We start from the raw sequence: 25,001 nt of genomic DNA on the forward strand, positions 1-25,001 counted from the left end.
AACATGACAAATATTGACTTCACCTCACTGAAATCGCCGCTGAACGATGTCGCTTCGCTGATGCCGAGCATTGCCGGCAAAAAGATCCTCATGGGCTTCTGGCACAACTGGCCTGCCGGCGCGAGCGACGGTTACCAGCGTGGCCAATTCGCCAATATGAACCTGGCGGACGTGCCGAAGGATTACAACGTGGTGGCCGTGGCCTTCATGAAAGGCAACGGTATCCCAACGTTCAAGCCGTACAACCTTTCCGACGCCGAGTTCCGCCGCCAGGTGGGCGTGCTAAACAGTCAGGGCAGGGCGGTGCTGATTTCCCTTGGCGGCGCCGATGCGCACATCGAGTTGCATAAAGGCAACGAACAGCCACTGGCCAACGAGATTATCCGCCTGGTGGAAACCTATGGCTTTGATGGCCTGGACATCGATCTTGAACAGAGCGCGATTGATTTCGCCGACAACAAGACTGTCCTGCCCGCCGCGTTGAAACTGGTCAAGGACCATTACGCCGGTGAAGGCAAACACTTCATTATCAGCATGGCGCCGGAGTTTCCTTACCTGACCACCGCCGGCAAATACGTCGGTTACATCCAGGCGCTGGAAGGCTATTACGACTTCATTGCCCCGCAGTATTACAACCAAGGGGGCGACGGGATCTGGGTGCAGGAGGCCAACAACGGCAACGGTGCCTGGATTGCCCAGAACAACGACGCGATGAAAGAGGATTTCCTGTTTTACCTGACCGAAAGTCTGGTGAGCGGAACGCGAGGGTTTACCAAAATCCCGGCGGACAAGTTCGTCATTGGTCTGCCGGCCAACGTCGACGCAGCCGCCACCGGTTATGTGATCAACCCCGCAGCCGTGACCAATGCATTCAAGCGTTTGGACGCCAAAGGGTTGTCGATCAAGGGCCTGATGACATGGTCGGTGAATTGGGACAACGGGATCAGCAAAGACCACGTGCCCTACAACTGGGAATTCAGCCGCCGCTATGGGCCGTTGATCACAGGCACTCATCTGTCTGGCCTCGGTGAGGATGAGGCGGATCTCGACGTCGCCAATCGGCAGTAGCGCAAAGAGACATCGGGCAGACGTGCCTGATCTCAAACAGCTGTGTTTATGAGCTGATCGTTGGCTTTATCAAATAGAATCCGATGCCCTCTTTGGGCATCGGATTTTCTGCGTCAGGCTCAAGTTTTCATCCGGTTTTTATGAACTTGCTTTGCTCGTTTTCTGTTGCGCAAGCCCGAAACAGTCTTAGGGAAACGCCGATTACTTGGGCCCCAGAATCTTCGCCAGTTTGTCCGGCGACGGCGCGCCTTGCTGTTGCTGCAACCCGCCCTTGTCATCCAGATAGAAAATCGCCGGCGTCGCCGACAATTCCAGCTCTTCCATCAACTTCATGTTGGCATCGAGCTTGGCTTCGATGTCCGCCGGGATCTTGTCCAGCGCCTGCAATTTGCTGCCTTTGCCGGCGGCTTCGTGTTCTTCCAGGGCTTTTTGCGGGTCTTTGGCGGCGAACAGCGCAGCCGACTTGCCTGGGCTGTCCTCGCGGATAATGCCCACCATGATGTGGCGCAACTGCACCTTGCCGGCCTTTACCCACGGCCGTGCCTGTTCCCAGAACATGTTGCAGTACGGGCAGTTGGGGTCGCTGAACAGGTAGACGATACGTGGCGCGTTTTTATCGCCGTCCTGAATCCAGTTGCTGTGTTCCATCTTGGCCCAGACTTCCTTGGCCATCGGCGCATACACCAGTTTTTCCAGGGGCGCGCTGCTCAGGTCTTTACCTTCGGCGTCGTACAGGTTGCCGGCAATCACACTTTTGCCGTCGGCGGTCAGGTACAGCGCCATGCCACGGTTCTGGTACTGCGCGGCGTAGCCGGTGAGGCCGCTGGGCGCATCGAACTTGCCGAGGATCTTGGCGCCTTTGGCTTCGATCTGTTTGATCGGTGCCGGCCAGTCTTCGGCCTGGGCCAGGGTGGCCGCGAGCGTCAGCGGCAGCAGGGTCAGCAGGTGGCGGAGGCTTGGCATGTCGGTTTCCTTTCAGGGGCGGTGTCGAAGGGTTCCATGGCACGGGCCAGGCTGGCTTGGGACAGCTCACCGAGGTGGCTGTTGATCAGGCGCCCATCGGCTTGGTAGAACAGCGTGGTCGGCAAGGCCATGGAGCCCACGGCCTGGCCGAGTCGGCCGCTGGCGTCAAACAGTACGTTGTCGAGGGTCAGGCCTTGGGTCGCGAGGAAGGTGCTGACGCTTTGCATGCTTTCGGCCTGGTTGACGAACAGGAAGGTCACGTCGGGGCGCTGGTGCTGGGCGCGCTCCAGTACCGGCATTTCCCGGCGGCACGGTGGGCACCAGGTGGCCCAGAGGTTGATCACCAGAGGGCCGCCTTTGTAGTCGGCCAGTTGCACCACGTCGCCATTGGCGTTGCGCAAGGTGATGTCCGGCAGTTGCGCGCCTTTGTCGTACAGGCTCAGCGATAAACTGGTCAGGCCCCAGAACACCAAGCCAGTGACCACCCCGGCGCTCAACGGTTTGCGCAGGGCAGGGCGGCGCCAGCCGTACAACAGTGCGCCGAGTACCAGTGCAATCACGCCGGGCCAGGCGAGGAAACCGCCGTCGCGCAGGTCGACCATCTGCAGGGGATCGCGGCTGTAATCGCTCCAGTACATCACGACAAAGCTGACGCGCGCGGCCAACATGCCCAGCAGGAACAGGGTGAACAGCACCGATTCGGGGTTTTCGCCGCCACGCTTGGCCACCCGCCAGCCCACCAGGGTGGCGAGAATCAACGCGCTGATCAGCAGGATGTGATTCAGGGCGATGGCAAAGGTGCCGATGGTCAGGGTCAGCATCAGCGTGCGTCTCGGGTTTGCGTCCAGCGTTGCAGGAAGGCGGCGGCATCCACTTCGCCGGTGATGCGTTGGGCGCGACGTTCTTCACCGTTGGGGCCGATCCACACAAAGCTCGGTGGCCCCGGCACCTTGTAGCGACCCAGCAGCTCACGGCTGGCAGCGTTGTCGGCGGTGACGTCGAGGCGCAGCAGGCGCACATCTTTAAGGGCGTCCATCACCTCCGGTTTGCCGAATACCTGTTTTTCCATGATCTTGCACGACACGCACCAGTCGGCATAGTAATCCACCAGCACCCATTGGCCCTGGGCCTTGGCACTGTCGAGCTGGGTTTGCAGCTCGGCCGGGTTATTGATGGTCATGAACGCGTCATGGGCGCTCGGTGCGGCGGCAGCCCGCGAGCCACCGTAGACTTTCAGCGGTTGCCAGAGGTCGTCGCTGCCACCGGCCGCGCCCACCACCAGCACTGCGCCCCACAGGCCCAGCACCAGGGAGCCTGCGCCAAACACTTTGGCCGCCAGCCCGTATTCGCGCGCCAGGCCCCAGCCGCAGTAAGCCATCCCCAGGGCCAATACGCCCCACAGGCCGAGCCACAGGCTTTCGCCGACCACCGGGCGAATCATCAGCACTGCGGTGCCCAGGAACAGGAAGCCGAAGACGCCCTTGAGCACGTTCATCCAGGTGCCCGGTTTCGGCAGGAAGCGGTTGCCCACCGTCACCAGCAGCAACAGCGGGATGCCGATGCCGATGCCCATGGCGAAGAGAATCAAGCCACCGTGCAACGCATTGCCGCTCTGGGCGATATACAGCAGCGCGCCGGCCAGTGGTGCGGTCATGCACGGCCCCACCAGCAAGCCGGAGAGCGCACCGAGCACGCCGGCGCCTACCAGGCTGCCGCCGCTTTGCTGACGGCTGACGTTGTCCAGGCGATCACGCAGGAAGGCCGGCAATTGCAGTTCAAAGAAACCAAACATTGGCAGGGCGAGGATCACAAACAGCGCGGCGAAACTGCCAAGAATCCACGGCGTTTGCAGCCATGCTGCGAGGTTGCCGCCGAGCAGCGAGGCCAGTACGCCCAGCGCTGCATATATCAGCGCCATGCATATCACGTAGCTGCTGGCCAGGGCGAAACCACGACGCTGGCTCGCGCCACTGCCGACCACGAGGCCTGCGAGAATCGGCAGCATCGGCAGCGAACACGGGGCAAATGCCAACAGCAGGCCCAGACCAAAGAACACCAGCAGGCTCCAGCCCAGGCTGCGCTGTTGCAGGCCGCTGGCCAGGCTCTGGTCCTGGGCTTGTGCGGTGGCGGCGACGGCGGGGTTGCCGCCCAGGTCCACGGTGATCGACTGCGGCGGGTAGCACAGGCCGGCATCGGCACAACCCTGCCAGCCGAGTTTGACCTGGCCGGTAGCGCCGGCCGGAATCTTCACTTCCAGGCCCTGGCGATACACTTGCTGCTCACCGAAGAACTCGTCGCTGTGGGCTTCACCCTGCGGCAATACCGGCTTTTCGGCCAGGCCGTCGAACTTCATGCGTTGCTGGTACAGGTAGTAACCATCGGCAATCTGCCAATACAGCTGGGTCTCGCCAGACTCCAGGCGTTCGGAGGTAAAGGTGAAGGCTTTGCCCACCGGGAGGAAATCGGGTTTGCTTTCAAAAGGGTTGCCCGGCGCGGCCTGGGCGAATCCCGCGAACATTACCAGTAGAAAGGTAAACAGATGCCGCATGGTCAAGCCTTAGTTTGGTGCAAGTTAGGGACACAATGTGTGGCGTTGATTAACCGATGATTAACCGGGGGCTATTCTAAAGTGAAGGGCGTGTCTGAGCGCGCCTCTTTTCACGGCATAATCGGCGCTTAATCCGCTGCACCTTTAATTCTCCCCATCTTTCATGAAGGGTTCACCATGCACGTACTGGTCTGTGAAGACGACGAACTGATCGCCAGCGGCATCGTGGCCGGCCTCGGCGCTCAGGGCTTTACCGTCGAACGCGTGGCCACGGCCGCGGCTGCACGGGCGATGCTCAAGGCGGCCACGTTCGACATCATGGTGCTCGACCTCGGTTTGCCCGACGAAGACGGCCTCAAGCTGCTGCAACAACAGCGCAGCCAGGGACTGGAGATTCCGGTGCTGATTCTGACGGCGCGCGATTCTGTGACCAACCGTGTCGACGGCCTGCAAGCCGGTGCCGACGATTACCTGCTCAAGCCCTTCGACCTGCGCGAGCTTGCCGCCCGCCTGCAAACCCTGCTGCGGCGGGTGGCGGGGCGCCGGGTTAACCTGATCGAACACGGCCGCCTCGCCTACGACCCCAGCAGCCGCGAAACTTTCCTGGGCGGCGAGCCGGTGGATCTTTCCCGTCGCGAACAAGCGTTGTTGCAGGCATTGTTGCATAACAAAGGCCGGGTGCTGTCCAGCGAACAGCTCAAGGACAGCGTCTACGGTTTTAACGACGAACTGGAAAGTAACGCCCTCAACGTGCATATCCATCACCTGCGGCGCAAATTGGGCAACGGCATCGTCGAGACCGTGCGCGGCCTCGGTTATCGCCTGGGCACGGCCGATGGTGGCGTGGCCGATGATGGAGAACACGCCTCGTGATGAGCCTGCGCCTGCGCCTGACATTCAAGCTGGGCGCTGCTTTCGTGCTGATCTGGCTGCTGGCGGCGGCCTGGATGCTCAACGATCTGCGCAACCAGATGATGTTCTCCCTCGACCAGCGTCTGGTGGCGTCGGCGCGCATGGTCGCGGGGCTGACCGAGCAGATGCCGGGCCTGGCCAGTGTGAGCGGCGGTACGCACCTGCGCACCGAGCAACTGAATGTGCCGGGTGGCATGGCCTGCCAGGTCAGCTCCCTGCGTGGGGAAGTTCTGGCGCGCAGCCACATGACCCCGGATGAAGGCCTGGAGTCGCGCAAGAGTGGCTTTCGCGATCAAGTCATCGACGGCGTCGGCTGGCGCAGTTTCACTCTGTCCCGGGGGGACTTGTTGATCACCACGGCCGACCGCCAGGTGGAGCGCGAGGCGCTGAACCTGTCGATCCTGCTGGCGGCTTCGGTGCCGGTCGGCGTGGCCTTGCTGGGTTGCCTGTGCCTGCTGTGGCTGGGCATCGGCCAGAGCCTGTTGCCGCTCAACCGCATGCGTGACGCGTTGATGCGCCGCAGCGCCGATTCGCTCGAACCCTTGCAGATTCACCCCTTGCCCAGCGAGCTTAAACCGCTGCTCGACACCCAGAACCAACTGTTGCAACGCATCGCCAAGACCATCGAGCGTGAGCGCCGTCTCACCGGTGATGCCGCGCATGAGCTGCGCAGCCCGCTGACGGCGATCAAGACCCACCTGCAAGTGGCGCGCATGACCGACGGCGCGGCGCGTGATCAGTCCCTGGCCCACGCCGAGGAGGGCGCTGACCGGCTGCATCGTACCCTGGAGCAATTGCTGCTGTTGGCGCGGGTGGAAGGCAGCCTGTCGTTCGATGACGGCCTGCAATCGAGCGCCGAACAGGTCGCGCGGCTGGCGATCCAGGATGCCAACGCCGGCGACAACCGGCGTATCGACCTGATCCTGTCGGCCAACCTCACCGATACCCCGGTGGAAATGCCAGTGGCCCTGGCGGTCGCGGCCTTGCGCAACCTGCTGGATAACGCGCTGCGCCATACGCCGGGTGATACCCGGGTGGAGCTGAGTGTGTTCACCACCGCCGACACGGTGGTGTTCCGCGTGCGTGATCATGGCAAGCAGATTTCCAGTGAGGACCTGCAATACCTGACTCAACGCTTCTGGCGCAATGGCAGCAGCGAGGGCTGCGGGCTGGGTCTGGCGATTGTGCAGGCGATTGTGCAGCGCTGCTCCTGCTCGCTGAAATTCGACAGTCAGGCAGATGGCTTGCGGGTCGATCTGGGGATGCCGCTGCGGCGCTGAGCACTTTTCTTCAAGCACCAAATAGTTACCGCCCGCCTGACATTCTTCCCTTCAGGATGGCGGTAATTTTTTTGCGCTTGAGCGGGCTGAATGACTCGGCCTGTACTGAAAAGGACGGTTCTTATGTTGGTGGTCGATAGCAGTTTCCCCGCCAGGGGTTTCAATGAGCGTAACGCTGAGCCCGTGCGGCAGGTGGTTTTGCATTACACCGCGGCGCCTTTTGCTTCATCCCTGCGTACGCTCACGCAAGAGGGTGTCAGCGCTCACTACTTGCTGCCCGATCCGGATGACCCTGGCTACCGCGCCACCGGCCATGACGAATTGCGCGTGTTTCGGCTGGTGGACGAGGATAAGCGTGCGTGGCATGCCGGGGTCAGTCATTGGGGTGGACGGGATGATCTCAATAGCCGGTCGATTGGTGTCGAGATTGTTAATTTGGCGCGGGATGAGGGGGGAGTGTTTACGTTTCCAGCGTATGGCGAAGAACAGGTTGATGTGTTGATTGCGTTGGTTCGCGATGTGCTTGGGCGCTATCCGCAGATTGGGCCTGCCGATGTGCTTGGGCATTCGGATGTTGCCTATTGGCGCAAGAGCGATCCGGGGCCTCGGTTGCCTTGGCGGTGTTTGTTCGAGGCAGGGGTTGGGGCCTGGTTTGATGAGGCGGCGCGGGGCATGTACCAGCGGCGGTTTTGTCTTGGGTTGCCGCCGGAGGTTGAGGTGGAGCGGGCCTTTCAGCGGTATGGGTATAAGCCGGCCCAGAATCGCCGGGCGTTTGAGCTGAGGACGCGGGCGTTTCAGATGCACTTTCGGAGTCGGGATTATGGTGGGGTTTTGGATGGGGAGACGTGTGCGATTTTGTATGCGTTGAATGATCGGTATCGGGGGATTTGAGCGCCTTATTTGGGGGGTTGGACATATCCGTTGCTGCGGTAACGGCGGCTGGCGGTTCCGCTCTTACAGCGGGTCACTTTTGGCAAACGCCTGGAATGCCGGCCCAGCCAAAAGTAACCAAAAGGTCTTTGCCCCACCACTCGGCACCTCGCCTAGGCTCGGTGTGCCCTCGCTCCGGCTTGAATCCGTGGGCCGCCGCGATGGGCCATCCATGGCCCAACGCGGCTAACCCGGCGTCCTGCCGGGTTACCCACGGATTCAAGCCTGCGCTCGGCCAGCGTGGTTGACGGGGCCTGTCAGATCAAAAGCAAGATCAAAAGCAAAAGCACGGCGGCCTGAAAGCCGACCTGAGTGGTAGAAGCAAAAGCACAGCAACACACCTCTATCTGATGCACAGAGATCCAAATGTGGGAGCGGGCTTGCCCGCGAATGCGGTGTGTCAGCTACACATGAGTTGACTGACCCACCGCCTTCGCGAGCAAGCCCGCTCCCACAATTTCACCGAGTGCAGCCCGCCAGCACCGCACTGCTTTGCTTTTCTGTGGGAGCTGGCTTGCCTGCGATGCAGACACCTCGGTGTATCAGACATAACCAGTTGATGCCATCGCAGGCAAGCCAGCTCCCACCTTTGATTGAGTCCCAGCTTCCAGAATCAGGCCGCCTTGCTTTCGCTTTTGATCTAACCACTAGGCCGCCGTACGGGCGAAACCCCTGCCCGCCATCACCAAAAAACCGGATATGCCCCACCTCAAAAAACCACAACAAGCCTAAATCCCCCACCGCCTGGTGCGTCTCCAGAACATGAAATCCGCGCGCGCGCGGATCGCCAGTTTGGTCACCCCACCCGCGTATTGAGGGATCGAGAGATGTCAGTCGCTACCAGCCGTATCGGAGACGCCCCGGTGCACGCCAGCCCGGCGTGCGCAGAAACACTCTACCAATTTGAAGAAACTCCGATACTGGCCCGCCAACGCCAGCAGGAATCCAACGCCCGCAGCTATCCTCGGCGTATCCCCCTGGCGCTCAAGCGTGCCAAGGGCATCTATGTGGAAGACGTTGAAGGCCGTCGTTTCATCGACTGCCTGGCCGGCGCTGGCACCCTGGCGTTGGGCCACAACCACCCGGTGGTGATCGAAGCCATTCAGCAGGTTCTGAGCGACGAACTGCCGCTGCACACCCTCGACCTGACCACTCCGGTGAAAGACCAGTTCGTGCAGGACCTGTTCGGCCTGCTGCCGACCGAACTGGCACGTGAAGCGAAAATTCAGTTCTGCGGCCCCACCGGCACCGATGCCGTCGAAGCCGCACTGAAGCTGGTGCGCACCGCCACCGGGCGCAGCACCGTGTTGTCTTTCCAGGGCGGTTATCACGGCATGAGCCAAGGCGCGCTGAGCCTGATGGGCAGCCTGGGGCCGAAAAAGCCCTTGGGCGCTTTGCTCGGCAATGGCGTGCAATTTCTGCCTTACCCTTACGACTACCGTTGCCCCTTCGGCCTGGGCGGCGCCGAAGGTGTGCGGGTCAACCTGCATTACCTGGAAAACCTGCTCAATGACCCGGAAGCCGGCGTGTTGTTGCCGGCGGCAGTGATTGTCGAAGTGGTGCAGGGCGAAGGCGGTGTGATCCCGGCCGATCTTGACTGGCTGCGCGGCCTGCGCCGCATCACCGAGCAAGCCGGTGTGGCGCTGATCGTCGATGAGATCCAGAGCGGCTTCGGGCGCACCGGCAAGATGTTTGCCTTCGAGCACGCCGGCATCATCCCGGATGTGGTGGTGATGTCCAAAGCCATCGGCGGCAGCTTGCCGCTGGCGGTGGTGGTGTATCGCGACTGGCTCGACACTTGGTTGCCGGGCGCACACGCCGGAACATTCCGTGGCAACCAGATGGCGATGGCGGCGGGCTCGGCGGTGATGCGCTACCTCAAGCAACACGACCTGGCCGGCCACGCCGCCGCCATGGGCGAACGCCTTGGCGAGCACCTGCGCATTCTGCAGCGCGACTTCCCGCAGTTGGGGGATATTCGTGGACGTGGGCTGATGCTCGGCGTGGAACTGGTCGACCCGAGCGGCGCAGTCGATATCCAGGGCCATCCGCCTGTTCATCGCCAACTGGCGCCGCTGGTGCAGCGCGAATGCCTCAAGCGTGGGCTGATTCTGGAGCTGGGCGGCCGGCACGGCAGTGTGGTGCGCTTCCTGCCGCCGCTGGTGATCACCGCCGCCGAAATCGACCGCGTTGCCGAGATCTTCGGCCGCTCCCTGGCGGCAGCGGTCGCCAACCTTTAATTTTTCGCACGCTTGGTACGTTTCTACAGATATCAGCGCTGCGCGTGGTGCGCAGCCAGTTCTATGAGCGATGGAGAACAGCAATGACCTCAGTATTTGACCGCGACGACATCCTGTTTCAGGTAGTGGTCAACCACGAAGAGCAGTATTCCATCTGGCCCGACTACAAGGCCGTGCCGGAAGGCTGGCGCACCGTGGGCAAGAGCGGCATGAAAAAAGAGTGCCTGGCTTACATCGAGGAAGTCTGGACCGACATGCGCCCGCTGAGCCTGCGCCAGAAGATGGATGGCGCTGCGCTGGCGGGCTGACACGCTGCAATCCAATGTGGGAGCGGGCTTGCTCGCGAATGCGGTGTATCAGCTAGCCCATTCAGTGACTGGCGTACCGCATTCGCGAGCAAGCCCGCTCCCACATACAGCCTTACTGCGGCGTATGGGTGTACAGATAATCCGTCGCCAACGAAGCCAGCGTCCGCACGCCCACCACCAGCGCCGACTCATCCACAAAGAAGCCCGGATTATGATTCGGCGCCGCTTTGCTCATGTCCTGATCCCTTGGCGTCACCCCCAGAAACACAAACAGCCCCGGCGCTTGCTTGGCATAGAACGAAAAGTCCTCCGCGCCGCCCACCAATGGGGCCTGCACCACATCATCCTTGGCCGCCCAGCGCAGGCTTGGCAGCATGCTCTCGGTCAGCGCCGGGTTATTGATGGTCGGGTCGTACTTCTCGATGATCGTGACTTCGGCCTTGGCGCCGCCACTCTCGGCGATTTTCTCTACCGTCTGGCGCACGTCGGCGTGCAGCTTCTGACGAATGCCGTAGTCGTAGGAGCGAATGGTGCCGCTCATGTCCACCGACTCGGGAATGATGTTGTAGCGCGTGCCGCCGTTGATGGTGCCAATGCTCACCACCGATGGAAATGACGAGATGTCGGTGCGACGGCTGACCACGGTTTGCAGGCCGACAATGGTCTGCGCGCCGACGGTGATCGGGTCGATGCCGTCCCAAGGGCGCCCGGCGTGGGTCTGTTTGCCGAGGATCTTGATGCGCAGGTCATCGGAGCTGGCCAGGGTCGGGCCCGGGCGGTAGGCGATTTGCCCGGCAGGCACGCCGGCCCACACATGCAGGCCGAACACGGCGTCGGGCTTGGGCGCTTGCATCACGCCTTCCTGCACCATCATCTTCGCGCCCCAGGTGTTTTTGCCGTCGGGGATAAAGTCACTCGGGCCTTCTTCGGCCGGCTGGAAGTAAAACACCACCGTGCCTGGCAGACGGTCGCGCATGCCAGTGAGAATCTTCGCCGTGCTCAGCAGGATCGCGGTGTGGGCGTCGTGGCCGCAGGCGTGCATCACGTCGACTTCCTTGCCCAGGTAGGTGCCCTTGGCTTTGGAGGCGAAGGGCAGGTCGGCGACTTCCTTGACCGGCAGCGCGTCCATGTCCGCGCGCAGGGCCACGGTTGGGCCGGGCAGGGCGCCCTTCAAGATCGCGACGACGCCGGTACGCGCCACGCCGGTTGTTACCTCAAGGCCCAACGCGCGCAGTTGCTTGGCGACCAGCTCGGCGGTGCGGGTTTCGGTGTTGCCCAGTTCGGGGTGGGCGTGGATATCGCGGCGGGTTTCCAGTAACGCCGGTTCAAGGATTTTTGCCTGCGCGGCGATTTCCTCCCGGGCGCTCTCCTGGCCGCTGCTGGCGGCAATCACTGCACTGCTGGCTAGCCCGCAGAGCATTCCGAAAACCCATGGGTGTGTCAGACCGTTCAAACGCATAAGTACCTCTCCCTCTTTATTGTTGTGGTTCTTTCTCCTGCACGGTGCCGGCAGTGACCACCTGCACACTCAAGCGCGGCGTCGCCAGGTCGAGCCCGGCTTCATCCAGCTGACGCTTGAGCGCCAGGTTGAACGCCCGCGACACTTCCCACTGCTTGATCGGCGCGGTCTTGAACCGCGCCCGCAGGATCGCGCTGCCGGACTCAAAGCTTTCCACGCCCTGAATCTCCAGCGGCGACCAGATGTTGCGGCGTTGCAGTGGGTCGTTGCGCATTTTCTGGCCGACGTCGCGCATCAACTTGATCGCGTCGTCGATTTCCATGTTGTAGGGGATCGCCACGCGGAAGATCGCGTAGCCAAATTCCCGCGAGTAGTTCTTGATGCTCTTGATTTCGCTGAACGGGATGGTGTGCACGATGCCGTCGATGTCACGCAGGCGCACCGTACGGATGGTCAGGCCTTCGACGGTGCCAAGGTGGCCGCCGACGTCCACGTAGTCGTCGATGGCCAGCGAGTCTTCGATGATGATGAACAGGCCGGTGATCAAGTCCGCCACCAGCGACTGTGCACCAAAGCCGATGGCAATACCGATCACACCGGCACCGGCCAGCAGCGGCGTAACGTTCATGCCCATGTTCGCCAGCGCCACGATGGCGGCGATGATGAAAATGGTCACAAACAGCACGTTGCGGATCAACGGCATCATCGTCTGCGCACGCGCGTTCGCGAGGCCTTTGCGCGAGCGGGTCAGGGCGTGGTGGATGGCGGTGTCGCTGAGGATCCAGATCAGCCAGGCAAACAACAGCGTGCCGCCAAGGCCAAACAGCTTGACGCTGATTTCATGGCCGTCGCCTTCGGTAAAGCGAATCATCGACAGGCCCCATACGCGCAGGCCGAGTTCGATAAACACCAGCCACACCACTAAGTGAGCCAGGGTATACACGAAGCTTTTCAGGCGATCGGAGTACAGCGCGTGGCGCTTGTGCCCGCGTTGTGGCTTGAGCGCATGGCGGCGCACCAGGCCGTTGATGACCATGCACAACACCAGCAACACCGTGCACAACAATGACTGGCGCAAGGCGGTGCTGGTGTCGCCGGCGGACAGGAAGGTGGCGAACAATGAAATGCCCACCAGCAACAATGCCGGCAAGTACCAGAAGGTGCCGATGATCGACAGGGTATCGGTGAGGGCACGGCGCGTAAGGCGCCGCGACAGCGGCTGGTTGCGGATCAGGTGCGCGATCGGCCGGCGAAAACGCAGGATAAACACGCCGGTGGACAGCGCCGCCATCACATTGGCGACCGTCGCCGCCGTGTGGGCCAGATGCTGGCCCAGGGCCGTTACCAGCCGTGGGTCGCTCAGGGCTTCGCCAAAGGCGGCGAAACTGCCGATCCACCACAATGGACGGAACGCTTGGTGACGCAGGATATACAGCGCCCGGTGGCGGTGCGGGCCGTCGAGTACGGAGAAGGCAATCACGCAGATGGCCGAGAAGCAGGTGCCGACCACCAGCGCGTAAGCCAGCACCATCGCCAGGGATTTACCCAGGGACGAAGGCAGGGCGTAGCTCAGGTAAACGGTGATCACCAAGGCGATCAGCCACGGCCCCAACTTGCGCAGGGCGAAGCGCAGCATGTCCCAGGTGCGCGGGTGTTGCGGCAGTTCTTCGGGCAGCCCAAAGCGTTCGCGTAGACGGTGGCTGAGCCAGATCAGCGCGGCGGCCAGCAGGCTCCACACGGCCAGGATCACGGCAAAACCGAAGATGATCGGCAGCCATTCACTGGCGGGCAGCATCAGGGCGCCCAGTTCATCCTTGGCCAGTTCGACCTCGTTGGACCAGCGTTGCACCGGGCTGTCGGCGCCGGAGAACTGCTGTTCGAGGTCGGACAGCGTGCTGCCGATCAACCCGAGCACGCCTTGTTCAGCGGCGGGTTGGGCTTTTTGCGTGGCTTCGCGCAGTTTCTTCAGGTCGCTCAACAGCTGGGTGCGCTGCTGGTCGTTTTCGAGGGTCTTGATCACCTCGTCCAGCGACTGCCCCAGCGGCACATCGGCCTGGGGTTGGGTCTTGTTGGCGCTGCCGAGCAGGCCGGGCAAGCTCACGGCTTGGGCAGGCGCTATCGGCAGCAACATCAGCAGGGCAATCAGGCAGTAGCAGGGCAGAGCAAAAAGACGCGAGAGCACGAGGCGGTCAACCTTGAAAACGACGAATTGACCGAGTGTACGAGGCCGTTATGCCCAATGCGAGTGCATTTGTCATTCCGCCAGTTTGGCGAGGATCTTGTAAACAACGGTGCCGAGGATCAGCAGCATACCAATCCACATGCCAAACACGCCCACCGGCTTGTCGCGAAAGTTGAAGCCGACGGCCAGCAGGATCATGCCGATGAGGATCGGGATGAGCATGGCGTGGAAGGAGGACATGGAGATCATGGGGCGACGGCCTTGTCAGAGTGGGAATACTGACAAGTCTAGGTCGGATTATGGAAAGTGCAGATGATGCAGGTCATGTGTACCCACAACTGAATGTGGGAGGGGGCTTGCCCCCCGAATATGCGGTGTCAGTGACTGAATCTGCCCACTGATGGACCGCCTTCGCGGGCGAGCCCGCTCCCACATTTGACTGTATTTACAGATCAAGTGGGGCGCGGGTTGCCTGCGATGGTCGCGCCCCGACATCAGGGCAGATCGTGGCTCGCGTAAAACGCACCGAGCACCTTCACCAAATGCGCCAGGTCATGGCTGCCACACAGCTCACGGATCGAGTGCATGGCAAACGTCGGCAGGCCGATGTCCACCGTGCGCACGCCCAGGTGGCTGGCGGTGATCGGGCCGATGGTCGAGCCGCAGCCCATGTCGCTGCGCACCACGAAGCTCTGCACCGGTACTTCCTGGGCCATGCACAGGTGGCGGAAGAAGCCGGCGGTTTCGCTGTTGGTGGCGTAGCGCTGGTTGCTGTTGACCTTGATCACCGGGCCCGCGTTGAGTTTCGGGCCGTGGTTGGCGTCGTGTTTCTCGGCATAGTTGGGGTGCACGCCGTGAGCATTGTCCGCCGACACCAAGAGTGATTTCTGAATGGTGCGTACGAATTCATCACCCTCAGGCAACAGGCGGCGCAATGTCTGTTCCAGCATCGGGCCATCGGCACCGCACGCCGAGCAGGAGCCGACTTCTTCGTGGTCGTTGCACACCAGCACACAGGTTTCGTCGGTTTCGCTGGTGAGCAAGGCTTGCAGGCCGGCGTAGCACGACAGCAGGTTGTCCAGGCGCGCACCGGCGATGAAGTCACCATTGAGGCCAATCACCGCGGCGCTTTGGGTGTCGTAGAAGCTCAACTCGTAGTCGAGCACCACGTCGGCGTTCAAACCATGTTCACGCGCCAGTTGCTCGGTGAGCACGGCGCGAAAGTCCACGCGTTCGTCACCGGCAAATTGCGCGAGGATCGGCGGCAGCTCGGTCTGCGCATTGATCGCCCAGCCCTGGTTGGCTTCACGGTTCAGGTGAATGGCCAGGTTGGGGATGATCGCGATGGGCAGCTTGAAGTCGATCAGTTGGCTTTCGACTTTGCCGTCACGGCGGAAGGTCACGCGGCCGGCCAGCGACAGGTCGCGGTCGAACCACGGCGCCAGCAGCGCGCCGCCGTAGACTTCCACGCCCAGCTGCCAGAAGCCCTGGCGTTGCAGCTCCGGCTGGGGCTTGACGCGCAGGCACGGGCTGTCGGTGTGGGCGCCGACCAGGCGAATCCCGCCTTGCAGCGGCGAGTGGCGGCCGAGCTTGAAGGCGATGATCGACGAATCGTTACGGGTCACGTAGTAACGACCGTTGGCCTCGGTGGTCCAGGTTTCGCGCTCGTCGAGACGCTGGTAACCGGCCGCTTCCAGGCGCTGGGCGAGGGCGGCAGTGGCATGAAAAGGAGTAGGGGAGGCCTTGAGGAAGTCGATCAGGCCTTGATTCAACGCTTCGCGCATAAATAGCTCCAGACAGCAATGCGCGGAGTTTACCGTTCGATGGCAAGAAGTGCACAGAACAAATGTGGGAGCGGGCTTGCTCGCGAATGCGGTGGATCAGCCAGCCTATCTATGACTGACACACCGCATTCGCGAGCAAGCCCGCTCCCACATTTTTGATCTCATTGCCCACTCAGAACGGCGCAGGGCACTCGAAGCGCAGCCGCTCGCCGCTTTGCGGGTGGGTGAAGCTCAGCATGCTCGCGTGCAGGCACAGGCGTGGCCAGGCGGCCAGGGCTTGTTCATGGGCGTACAGGCCGTCACCCAACAGTGGATGCCCGATCGACAGCATGTGCACGCGCAACTGATGCGAACGCCCGGTGATCGGCGTCAGCTCGACGCGGCACCAGTCGCCGCAACGCTCCAATACTTTCCAGAAGGTCAGCGCGTGTTTGCCGAACTCGTGGTCGACCACGTGGCGTGGCTTGGTCGGCGGGTCGTAACGCAGGGGCAGATCGATGCTGCCGCTGTCGAGTGCCGGCTGGCCCCACGCCAGGGCGGTGTAGGCCTTTTCGGTTTCGCGGTCGTGAAACTGGCGCGACAGTTCGCGGTGGCTATCGGCATCCCGCGCAAGCAGGATGATCCCTGAGGTTTCCCAGTCCAGTCGATGGACAATGCGGGCTTCGGGGTAGCCGTTTTCCTGCAGGCGGGTGATCAGGCAATCCTTGTTGTCGTCGGCGCGGCCGGGCACCGAGAGCAGCAGGGTCGGCTTGTTCACCACCAGGACAGCGTCGTCCTGGTGCAGGATATGGAGAGTGGACAGCGGCATTAAACAGCCTCGTAACAAACGCCAACGGCGGCTCGCCCACCCGGTCCCCAAAAGGGATCAAGGTGACCGAGCCGCCGTGGCGGCTGCCTTTTCGATTAACGATCAGGCAGGGTGATATTGAGTTCCAGAATCGAGCAGCTGCCGTCGTTTTCCAGGGCGACATGCACGTCATCGTTGCCGATATTGACGTACTTGCGGATCACCTCGACCAGTTCCTTCTGCAAGGCTGGCAGGTAGTCCGGGGTACTGCGTTGGCCGCGTTCGTGCGCCACGATGATCTGTAGACGCTCTTTCGCTACCGACGCGGTACTTGGCTTTTTGTTGGCGCGAAAGAAGTCGAGAAATTTCATTGTTTAGTTGCCTCCAAAGATACGCTCGAAGAATCCCTTCTTCTTAACATCGAGGAAGCGATGTTCCACGGTCTTGCCCAGCAAGCGATCAACGGCATCGCTGTACGCCTGGCCGGCGTCGCTCTGGTCGTCAAGAATCACCGGAACGCCCTGGTTGGAAGCCTTCAGGACGGCCTGGGATTCCGGGATCACGCCCAGCAGGGTCACTGCGAGGATTTCCTTCACGTCTTCAACGCCAAGCATTTCGCCGTTACTGACGCGCTCAGGGTTGTAGCGGGTGAGCAGCAAGTGCTCCTTGATTGGGTCCTGGCCTTCTTCGGCGCGCTTGGACTTGCTGGCCAACAGGCCCAGCATGCGGTCCGAGTCACGTACCGAAGAGACTTCCGGGTTGGTCACCACGATGGCTTCATCGGCGAAGTACATCGCCAGGTGAGCACCGGTTTCGATACCGGCCGGCGAGTCGCATACCACGTATTCGAAGGTTTCTTTCAGCTCGGCGAGGACTTTGCCTACGCCTTCTTTGGTCAGCGCGTCTTTGTCGCGGGTCTGGCTGGCGGCCAGTACGTACAGGTTCTCAAGGCGCTTGTCCTTGATCAGGGCCTGTTGCAGGTTGGCTTCGCCGTTCACCACGTTGACGAAGTCGTACACCACGCGGCGTTCGCAGCCCATGATCAGGTCGAGGTTACGCAAACCGACGTCGAAGTCGACGATGACTGTCTTGTGGCCGCGCAAAGCGAGGCCGGTACCGATAGCGGCGCTGGTGGTGGTCTTACCCACACCACCCTTGCCGGATGTAACCACGAGAATCTTGGCCAAGGTGTTTCACCCCTAAGGAAAAAGGACTTTTCAGCCCCTGAAAAACATCTCTTGGAACTCGCTGCAGGCGGACAGCCTTTGTAGGAAAAGATGTGGTTTCCCAATGGGAAACGCCAACTTCGAATATTCCTACGCAAATCTTGCCGGTTTCGCTGTGCTATCAGAGTCTAGAGATGCTTGGAAAATGCGGCAGTATCCGTTAAAGACGGATGATGTTCAACACATCGCCCGACAGGCTGACTTGTACCCCGGCCCCCCACAGCGGATCACGGCGCAAATCTTCTGAAACCTTGTACTGGCCTGCGATGGACACTAGCTCAGCGGTCAACTGCTGGCAAAAAATACGGGCCTTGGTATCACCCTTGATGCCGGCTAGGGCACGTCCGCGCATCGGGCCGTATACATGGATGTTGCCATCGGCAAGAAGTTCCGCACCCGGACTGACGGGAGCGATCACCACCAGGTCGCCGCCCTGGGCGTAAATCTGCTGCCCGCCGCGTACGGGAGAGGTGATGATCTTTGTAGGCTTGACGGTGGGCTCCGGCGGTTTCTCCGGTTTTTTCTTCACTTCACCTTCGCTCGGGTCCAGCGGTCGCTCGCGGGCACCCGACGGTGGCAGTACTGGCAGTTCAATAGCGATTGCCGCAGCGATGTCTTCAATACGGCTGGCGCGAATCGCCAGGGTGCGCAAACCATGCGAGCGGCAAACGCGCATCAGCCCGGGCAAATCAATCGCGCCCTGGCCGGCCGGGAGTTTGTCCAGGGCCAACACCAGCGGGGCATTGTTGAAGAAGTTCGGCGCCAGGGCAACCTTGGCGGCCAGTTGGCGGTCCAGGGCATCGAGGTCATTGCGGGCCAGTTCCAGCACGGTGATGGCGAGCATGCTGCCTTTCAGCTGGAACACGGGATCTTGGTCTAGCGGTTCGGTTTGGCTCATGGTCGGCAAAAGCGGCTTGTCACGAAAAGTGTCGAGACTTATAACGAGAACATCCACGGGCCGCAAGCCGAGTCGAACGTTGTAGAATGCGCGGCCCTGTCTTTACCGGAATCTGTAATGGATCGCCCGCGTTTTCGAGCTGTATTTTTTCACCCGCGTTTTTGGCTGCTATGGCTGGGGCTCGGCCTGCTGTGGCTGATCACCCAGTTGCCATACCGCGCGTTGTTGACCATTGGTCGTTTATTAGGCGCGGGCATGTACCGCGTGGCTGGCGAGCGCCGCCGCATCGCCGCGCGCAACCTGGAACTGTGCTTCCCGGAAAAATCCGCCAAAGCGCGCAAGAAGCTGCTCAAGGAAAATTTCGCTTCCACCGGCATCGCGTTTTTCGAGATGGCCATGAGCTGGTGGTGGTCGCGTCAGCGCCTGGCACGCCTGGCCCATGTCGAAGGGCTGGAGCACCTCAAGCAGGCGCAGCTCGATGGCAAGGGTGTGATTCTTATGGCCCTGCACTTCACCACGTTGGAAATCGGCGCGGCGCTGCTCGGCCAGAAACACACCATCGATGGCATGTACCGCGAGCACGGCAACCCGCTGTTCGACTTCGTTCAGCGCCGTGGCCGCGAGCGGCATAACCTCGATTCCCTGGCGGTAGAGCGCGAAGACGTGCGCGGCATGCTCAAGTTGCTGCGCGCCGGCCGCGCCATCTGGTACGCACCGGACCAGGACTACGGCGCCAAGCAAAGTATCTTTGTGCCGCTGTTCGGCATTCAGGCCGCCACCGTCACCGCCACCAGCAAATTTGCCCGCCTGGGCAAGGCGCTGGTGGTGCCGTTCACCCAGGAACGCCTGGCCGATGGCAGTGGTTACCGCCTGGTGATCCACCCGCCGTTGACCGACTTCCCGGGCGAAACCGATGAGGTCGACTGCCTGCGCATCAACCAGTGGGTCGAGGCGTCGGTTCGCGAATGCCCGGAGCAATACCTGTGGACCCATCGGCGTTTCAAGAGCCGGCCACCGGGTGAGCCCAAGCTGTACGAAAAACGCCGTCGATAACGTTTCTACCCCACATGGAGTGATGCAATGCGCCCAACTGAACCGGTCACAGGCTTGATTCTTTCCGGCGGCGGGGCGCGAGCGGCGTATCAGGTGGGGGTCTTGGCAGCGATTGCCGAATTGCTGCCGCCAGGGGCGCCCAATCCCTTTCCGGTGATCGTCGGCACGTCAGCGGGGGCGATCAATGCGGTGAGTCTTGCCAGCGGCGCGACTGATTTCACTGCTGCCATCGAGCGCCTCACGGCGTTCTGGCAGGGCTTTTGCAGCCATCGGGTGCTGCGCAGCGACTGGCCTGGAGTTATCCGCCAGGCCAGTCGTTTCTTGATCCACAGCTTGCTCGGCCTGGGGGCTCAGGTGCCGGTCGCGTTGCTCGACAGCACACCGTTGCGCGCATTGCTCAAAGACAAACTGCACCTGGACGGCATCGATGCGGCCATCCGTAACAACCACCTGCACGCGGTCGCGGTCACCGCTTTCGGCTATGAGTCCGGGCAGGCAGTGACGTTTTATCAGGGCGGCGGCACTATCGATGCGTGGCTGCGCCATCGGCGTATCGGCATGCCTACCCAACTCACGGTTGAACACTTGCTGGCCAGTTCGGCGATCCCCTTGCTGTTTGCTCCGGTCAAACTCGATCAGGAGTATTTCGGCGATGGCGCGGTGCGCCAATCTGCGCCGATCAGCCCGGCCTTGCACCTGGGCGCCAGTCGGGTGCTGGTGGTGGGCGTGAGTGGCAATCCGCGCGGCAATGAGCCTTCCACGCAACGCACCTACACCGGCCAGGAACCCACCCTGGCGCAGATCGGTGGGCACATGCTCAACAGCACGTTCATTGACAGCCTGGAGAGCGATATCGAATTGCTCGAGCGTCTGAACCAGTTCAGCCACGTGTTGCCGGCGGATGCGGCGATCCAGGGCCTGGCCCCGGTGGAGGTGTTGGTGATCGCGCCGAGCCAGCCGATCGACGAGATCGCCGCGCGGCATCGCCAGGAGTTGCCCGCAGCGTTACGCCTGTTCTTGCGCGGGCCGGGCGCGACCAAAACCAGCGGGGCAGGGGTGCTGAGTTACTTGCTGTTCGAGGCGGGGTATTGCAGCGAGTTGATTGAATTGGGCAGGAAAGACGCGTTGGCCAAGCGCGAGGAATTGTCCAAATTCCTTGGGCTGACGGTTAACTAAATGTGGGAGCGGGCTTGCTCGCGAAGGCGGTGGATCAGTCAGCAGATTCAGTGACTGACACACCGCCTTCGCGAGCAAGCCCGCTCCCACATTTGTTTTGCAGTGTTATTTAGAAATGGTACTTGACCAGGAAGCTCGCCGTGTCCTGGTTGGTCTTGAACGCGCCGGAATCTTCAATCCCGTACTTGTTCTTCCAGTAGTCGTATTCAAAACCCACATACAGCTGCTTCTCGCCCCAGTGCAGCGCCTTGCCCAGGTCATATTTAACCTGCGGGTTGAAGTGCAGGTTGGCGTGGTAAGTGCCACGGGCGTTCTTGTCGTTGTCCACGACCCAGTCCATGAAGCCGTCGATCAACACGTTGGAGTTGCCCACGGGGATGGTGTAAGACCAGACCGGAGTGATTTGCCATACGCCGTCACCCGGCCGATTGCCTTCGGTCTGGCGCTGATAGAAGTTCAGCTGGAAGTAGTCGAAACCCGGGATGTTCAAGTCAAAACCCGGGCCCGACAGGTACGACTCGTTATCGCCTTCGCCGAACTCGTAAGTGAAGGCCAGCAATACATCTTTGATCGGGCCGAATGACAAGTCTTTGTCGAAAATCTTGCCGAACGACAAACGCGGGCTGAACTCGCCGTAGTAGGTACTTGGGCCGACGTTGCCGTCTCCCTTGCCGTTGTAAAAGATGCGGTCGACGAAAAAGAAGTTGTCGCCGTACTTCCAGGCATCGGCATGTTCAAACGTGACGGTCTGCTGAATCTGCGGGTTGACGGTGAAGTTCTTGCCCCATAGATACGTCAGGCTGTTGTTTTGCCACTGCAACAGATCGCCCGCCACGGCTTGGCCACCGGCCAGCAGGGATCCTGCCAGCATCAGGCCTTTCAACATAGGTTTCATTCGGTTGCTCCCGAGTCAAAGTTTTATGGTTGTTTTTCTACGCAGGCGCTCTGGTGTGGCGCCTTTTGGTTCGCTGCAAAAATCGTCTGTCTGGTCAGCTTTAATGCTTTTAGCAAGAGCTGCGCCAAGGTGTTCAAAAAGCCAAAAAATCCCCGTCGGCTGCACAAACTGCAGTCGAATTCAGGGGGCTTTTGCGCACTTTGGCAGCCACTGCGGGGCCGGGATAAGTTGGCCCTGCAGTCAGCTTTTACATTCGCTGTTTTTTTTTGAGTCGATTCGAGCGGGCGCGGAGAATACTGGCTCCCAGGCCTTGGCTCAAGTGCGCTGTTAGAGAGCGCGAGGGGCAAGAATAGGGCGCGGCGGGTGGCCGGCCCTGGGTGGATGGCGTGCATGTGTGTGTTTCCTGTTGTTTATTATTTTTGTTGTTTTTAAAAACAGGTGGAATCAATGCGTGTGGGCGACAACGGGGCGTTCAGCACCTCCCAGAATGTTGAACAGTACATTCAGCGACAACGCGCTGAGGGTGGCCATGGCAATTCCGCTGTGGGTAATCGGGCTCATCCATAAGGGCAATTGCGCGAAGAACTCCGGACGCACCACCGGGATCAGGCCCATGCCGATGCTCACCGCCACCAGCAACTGGTTGCGCCGGTCGGCGATATCGGCTTCCTGCAGGATCTTGATCCCGGTCGCCGCGACCATGCCGAACATGGCAATTGCCGCGCCGCCGAGTACCGCGGGTGGAATCGAGGCCACCAGAAAGGCGGCTTTGGGCAACAGGCTGAGCACAATCAAAAACGCGCCGGCCATGATCGTCACCGAGCGGCAACGCACGCCCGTCATCTGCACCAGGCCAATGTTCTGCGCGAACGAGGAATGGGTAAACGTATTGAAGAAGCCGGCAAAAAACGATGCGCCGGCATCACACAGCAGGCCACGGCGCAGCATTTTTGGGGTGACATCCTGGCCGGTGATTTTGCCCAGGGCGAGGAACATGCCGGTGGACTCGACAAAGATGATGACCACCACCAGGCACATCGACAGGATCGGCGCCAACTCGAACCTGGGCATGCCGAAATGCAATGGCGTCACCACCTGCACCCACGGCGCCTGCGCCAGGCCGCTGAGGTCAACCATGCCGAGCATGCCGCACAGGCCATAGCCGAGCGCCATGCCGATCAGCACCGAGATGTTCACCCAGAAGCCACGCATGAAGCGGTTGATCAGCAGGATGGTGCCCAGTACCAGTGCGGCAATCGCCAGGTAGACCGGCGAGCCGAACGTGGCGGCGGCGCTGCCTCCACCGGCCCAGTTCACGGCCACCGGAAACAGCGACAGGCCGATGGCGGTGATCACGGTGCCGGTCACCAACGGCGGGAAAAAACGCACCACCTTGGACATGAACGGCGCGATCAGCAGGCCGAAGAACCCGGCGGCAATGGTTGCGCCGAAGATCCCCTGCAAGCCGATACCGGGCATGCCGGCCATCGCCACCATGCTGCCGACGGCGGCAAAACTGGCGCCCATCATCACCGGCATGCGGATGCCCACCGGGCCGATGCCGAACGACTGCACCGTGGTGGCGATACCGGCTACCAGCAGGTCGGCGTTGATCAGAAAGGCGATTTCTTCACGGCTCAAACCGGCGGCTTGGCCAATGATCAGGGGCACGGCGACGGCGCCGCCGTACATCAGCAAGACGTGTTGCAGGCCTACCAGAATCAGTTGCAAGAGGGGCAGCCGCACCATGGCGGGCGCGGCAGGAGTCTGCGGTTCTAACTGGGACATGCAACACCTCGAATCTTTTTATTTTTGTGTTGTTTGGCATTCAATTGCCATTTGAAACGCGATCGGTAAACCGGCGCAAATCCCCTGTGGGAGCGGGCTTGCTCGCGAAAGCGGTGTGTCATTCAACTCATCAGTGACTGAACGATCGCATTCGCGAGCAAGCCCGCTCCCACATTTGGATCTGTATCAGGCTGTCAGTTTGTGCGGGCTCCTTGATTGATCCAGGTGCCGATCAGGTCGCGCTCCTGCTGAGTCATTTGGGTGATGTTGCCCAGCGGCATGATCTGGCTGGCCACGGCTTGCGCCTGAATGCGCGGAGCCAATTGCTGAATCTGCTGCGGCGTATCAAACATCACGCCCGCCGGCGCGGTACTGAACAGCGGGCTGGTCGGCTTGGCCGAATGGCACACGGCGCAGCGTTCCTGAATCACCCCATGCACCTTGTCAAAATCAATCGATGCCTGCGCCGGTGCTGCTTCGGCGGGGGCCGGTGCGGGTGCCGCTGGCGCAGCCGGTTTGAGCCCGCCACCCAGTGCCGTTTCCGGCAGCGGCTGGTACTCGATGGCAGCCGGAGCCTTGGCCACATCCGGAGCCGTCGACACCGGTTTCGGACCGGTCACGTACGCCAGGCAAATCATCGCCAGTGCGCCAACCGGCAAGGTCCACGCGTACTTCTGGCTGTTATGACGGGTGTTGAAGTAGTGCCGTACCAACACGGCTGCCACCGCAATACCGGCCAGGATCAGCCAGTTGTATTGGCTGCCGTAGGTGCTCGGGAAGTGGTTGCTGATCATGATGAACAGCACAGGCAGGGTGAAGTAGTTGTTGTGCCGTGAGCGCAGCAAGCCTTTGGCGGGCAGCGCCGGGTCCGGCGTGCGGTTCTCGGCAATGGCCGCTACCAGCGCACGCTGGGCGGGCATGATGATGCGGAACACGTTGCCGACCATGATGGTGCCGATCACCGCACCCACATGCAGGTACGCGCCACGCCCGCTGAACACTTTGCTGAAGCCGTACGCGGCAGCAATCAACAGCACGAACAGGATCAGGCCGAGCAGGGCAGGGCGTTTGCCCAGGGCCGAGTCGCAGAGGAAGGAGTAGATGAACCAGCCGACGAACAGTGAGCCGATGCCCAGCAGTACGCCTTCGGGGCCACTGAGACTGCTGCCCGGGGCCAGCAGGTACAAGGTCGGGTTGGCGTAGAACACCACGCACAGCAGCGCGATGCCGGACATCCAGGTGAAATAGGCTTCCCATTTGAACCAGTGCAGGTTGTCCGGCATGGTCGGCGGGGCCAGTTTGTATTTTTCCAGGTGGTAGATACCGCCACCGTGAATCGCCCACAATTCACCGGCCAGGCCGTCCTTGGGGTTGACGCGATTGAGGTTGTTTTCCAGCCAGACGAAGTAGAACGAAGCGCCGATCCAGGCGACGCCGGTGATCATGTGAACCCAGCGCACGCTAAGGTTCAGCCATTCCATCAAATGTGCTTCCACAGTCTTTA

At 61.3% G+C, this 25,001-nt stretch carries 21 protein-coding genes and 1 pseudogene; 8 read left to right on the forward strand and 14 right to left on the reverse strand.

The features are described 5' to 3' along the window. Positions 1-3: 3 nt before the first annotated feature. Positions 4-1,002: pseudogene (locus ACM530_RS19465) on the forward strand (chitinase); the annotation flags it as partial. A gap of 267 nt (positions 1,003-1,269) precedes the next feature. On the opposite strand, the gene dsbG reads toward ACM530_RS19465, so the two are convergent. The 3 genes from dsbG to dsbD are packed head-to-tail and all read right to left on the reverse strand — an operon-like array spanning position 1,270 to position 4,579. Next, a complete protein-coding gene (gene dsbG, locus ACM530_RS19470) occupies positions 1,270-2,031 on the reverse strand; it encodes a thiol:disulfide interchange protein DsbG (RefSeq protein WP_106576498.1) in 762 nt (253 codons plus the stop codon). Further along, positions 2,007-2,852 carry a TlpA disulfide reductase family protein gene (locus tag ACM530_RS19475; RefSeq protein ID WP_106576499.1) on the reverse strand — a complete coding sequence of 282 codons (846 nt, stop codon included), beginning with the start codon at positions 2,850-2,852 and terminating at the stop codon, positions 2,007-2,009. The genes dsbG and ACM530_RS19475 overlap by 25 nt, the downstream gene beginning before the upstream one ends. Next, positions 2,852-4,579 (reverse strand): protein-disulfide reductase DsbD, encoded by a 1,728-nt coding sequence (gene dsbD, locus ACM530_RS19480; protein WP_416362918.1) that lies wholly within the window; start codon positions 4,577-4,579, stop codon positions 2,852-2,854. Before dsbD ends, ACM530_RS19475 begins: the two co-directional genes overlap by 1 nt. Positions 4,580-4,756: 177 nt before the next feature. On the opposite strand from dsbD, the gene ACM530_RS19485 reads away from it, so the two are divergent. From ACM530_RS19485 to ACM530_RS19505, 5 genes are all read left to right on the forward strand, one after another. After that, positions 4,757-5,452 (forward strand): response regulator transcription factor, encoded by a 696-nt coding sequence (locus ACM530_RS19485; protein WP_106576501.1) that lies wholly within the window; start codon positions 4,757-4,759, stop codon positions 5,450-5,452. After that, entirely contained in the window at positions 5,452-6,771 is a 1,320-nt protein-coding gene (locus tag ACM530_RS19490; RefSeq protein WP_145158811.1) for an ATP-binding protein, read from the forward strand. The genes ACM530_RS19485 and ACM530_RS19490 overlap by 1 nt, the downstream gene beginning before the upstream one ends. 123 nt (positions 6,772-6,894) lie before the next feature. Continuing rightward, complete coding sequence (locus tag ACM530_RS19495) at positions 6,895-7,662, forward strand: N-acetylmuramoyl-L-alanine amidase (RefSeq protein WP_416362919.1); 768 nt, start codon at positions 6,895-6,897, stop codon at positions 7,660-7,662. 866 nt (positions 7,663-8,528) lie between these two features. Next, positions 8,529-9,941 (forward strand): aspartate aminotransferase family protein, encoded by a 1,413-nt coding sequence (locus ACM530_RS19500; protein ID WP_416362920.1) that lies wholly within the window; start codon positions 8,529-8,531, stop codon positions 9,939-9,941. An 83-nt stretch (positions 9,942-10,024) separates the two neighbouring features. Continuing rightward, positions 10,025-10,249 carry an MbtH family protein gene (locus tag ACM530_RS19505; RefSeq protein WP_028617283.1) on the forward strand — a complete coding sequence of 75 codons (225 nt, stop codon included), beginning with the start codon at positions 10,025-10,027 and terminating at the stop codon, positions 10,247-10,249. 112 nt (positions 10,250-10,361) lie between these two features. Here ACM530_RS19505 and ACM530_RS19510 read toward each other — a convergent pair whose 3' ends face one another. The 8 genes from ACM530_RS19510 to minC all read right to left on the reverse strand — a co-directional run bounded on the left by ACM530_RS19510 (position 10,362) and on the right by minC (position 18,585). Next, entirely contained in the window at positions 10,362-11,708 is a 1,347-nt protein-coding gene (locus ACM530_RS19510) for an amidohydrolase (RefSeq protein WP_404483972.1), read from the reverse strand. Positions 11,709-11,724: 16 nt separating this feature from the next. Next, complete coding sequence (locus ACM530_RS19515) at positions 11,725-13,890, reverse strand: mechanosensitive ion channel family protein (protein WP_145158801.1); 2,166 nt, start codon at positions 13,888-13,890, stop codon at positions 11,725-11,727. A gap of 72 nt (positions 13,891-13,962) precedes the next feature. Continuing rightward, positions 13,963-14,139 (reverse strand): hypothetical protein, encoded by a 177-nt coding sequence (locus ACM530_RS19520; RefSeq protein WP_178119653.1) that lies wholly within the window; start codon positions 14,137-14,139, stop codon positions 13,963-13,965. Between the two features lie 245 nt (positions 14,140-14,384). Then, positions 14,385-15,674, reverse strand: a complete 1,290-nt coding sequence (locus tag ACM530_RS19525) for a M18 family aminopeptidase (RefSeq protein WP_145158799.1) — start codon at positions 15,672-15,674, stop codon at positions 14,385-14,387. Between the two features lie 172 nt (positions 15,675-15,846). Then, positions 15,847-16,482: an RluA family pseudouridine synthase gene (locus ACM530_RS19530; protein WP_416362921.1), complete on the reverse strand. Its 636-nt coding sequence runs from the start codon at positions 16,480-16,482 to the stop codon at positions 15,847-15,849. A gap of 95 nt (positions 16,483-16,577) precedes the next feature. Next, complete coding sequence (minE, locus tag ACM530_RS19535; RefSeq protein ID WP_003175252.1) at positions 16,578-16,832, reverse strand: cell division topological specificity factor MinE; 255 nt, start codon at positions 16,830-16,832, stop codon at positions 16,578-16,580. Between the two features lie 3 nt (positions 16,833-16,835). After that, complete coding sequence (gene minD, locus ACM530_RS19540) at positions 16,836-17,648, reverse strand: septum site-determining protein MinD (RefSeq protein WP_003175251.1); 813 nt, start codon at positions 17,646-17,648, stop codon at positions 16,836-16,838. Positions 17,649-17,847: 199 nt separating this feature from the next. After that, positions 17,848-18,585, reverse strand: a complete 738-nt coding sequence (gene minC / locus ACM530_RS19545) for a septum site-determining protein MinC (RefSeq protein ID WP_106576509.1) — start codon at positions 18,583-18,585, stop codon at positions 17,848-17,850. 117 nt (positions 18,586-18,702) lie between these two features. Between minC and ACM530_RS19550 the strand changes: the two genes are divergently transcribed. Then, on the forward strand, positions 18,703-19,638 hold the full coding sequence (locus ACM530_RS19550; protein ID WP_242195546.1) for a lipid A biosynthesis lauroyl acyltransferase: 936 nt from the start codon (positions 18,703-18,705) through the stop codon (positions 19,636-19,638). A gap of 27 nt (positions 19,639-19,665) precedes the next feature. Next, a complete protein-coding gene (locus ACM530_RS19555) occupies positions 19,666-20,814 on the forward strand; it encodes a patatin-like phospholipase family protein (RefSeq protein ID WP_416362922.1) in 1,149 nt (382 codons plus the stop codon). Positions 20,815-20,923: 109 nt separating this feature from the next. Here ACM530_RS19555 and ACM530_RS19560 read toward each other — a convergent pair whose 3' ends face one another. The 3 genes from ACM530_RS19560 to ACM530_RS19570 form a co-directional block, all read right to left on the reverse strand. Continuing rightward, positions 20,924-21,709 carry an outer membrane protein OmpK gene (locus ACM530_RS19560; protein WP_416362923.1) on the reverse strand — a complete coding sequence of 262 codons (786 nt, stop codon included), beginning with the start codon at positions 21,707-21,709 and terminating at the stop codon, positions 20,924-20,926. A gap of 444 nt (positions 21,710-22,153) precedes the next feature. Further along, a complete protein-coding gene (locus tag ACM530_RS19565) occupies positions 22,154-23,497 on the reverse strand; it encodes a nucleobase:cation symporter-2 family protein (RefSeq protein ID WP_416362924.1) in 1,344 nt (447 codons plus the stop codon). Between the two features lie 194 nt (positions 23,498-23,691). Beyond that, the gene (locus ACM530_RS19570; RefSeq protein ID WP_416362925.1) at positions 23,692-24,993 is read right to left on the reverse strand and encodes a urate hydroxylase PuuD; all 1,302 of its coding nucleotides are present in this window, start codon (positions 24,991-24,993) and stop codon (positions 23,692-23,694) included. Positions 24,994-25,001 lie beyond the last annotated feature (8 nt).

The sequence above is a fragment of the Pseudomonas sp. NFX183 genome (assembly GCF_047943075.1).
Classification (GTDB): Bacteria; Pseudomonadota; Gammaproteobacteria; order Pseudomonadales; family Pseudomonadaceae; genus Aquipseudomonas.